Below are 462 nucleotides of genomic sequence, written 5' to 3' on the forward strand. Positions count from 1 at the left end.
AAATGGTTCATTCTGCAGGCGACCAGACCGGCGGCCGATGCGCTCAGCAAAGTCCGCAGCCTGCTGAAGCACCGTTCGTTCACCATGAGTAACCCGAACCGCGTGCGTTCCCTGATTGGTGCGTTTGCCAGCAGCAACCCGGCCGCGTTCCACGCGGAGGACGGCAGCGGTTATCAGTTCATGGTGGAAATGCTGACCGAACTGAACAGCCGTAACCCGCAGGTGGCGTCGCGTCTGATTGAGCCGCTGATCCGTCTGAAACGCTACGATGCGAAGCGTCAGGCGAAAATGCGCGCCGCGCTTGAACAGCTGAAAGGGCTGGAAAACCTGTCCGGCGATTTGTACGAGAAGATCGCGAAAGCCTTAGCGTGATGTAAAAAAGCCCGGTGGGCAGGTAAAAGCAAAACGGCAACCCAGGTTGTAATGCCAGTCAGTTAAGCAACTGACTGGCCCTTTTTCGGG

Annotated in this window: 1 protein-coding gene; it reads left to right on the forward strand. The window is 57.4% G+C overall.

Annotation, left to right across the window (positions count from 1 at the left end; translation table 11 throughout):
* Positions 1-372 (forward strand): aminopeptidase N C-terminal domain-containing protein (locus tag L977_RS00520; protein WP_047624266.1); only part of this gene is annotated, 372 nt, incomplete at its 5' end.
* Positions 373-462 lie beyond the last annotated feature (90 nt).

It is taken from the genome of Enterobacter sp. ZOR0014, assembly GCF_000798855.1.
GTDB lineage: Bacteria > Pseudomonadota > Gammaproteobacteria > Enterobacterales > Enterobacteriaceae > Enterobacter > Enterobacter kobei.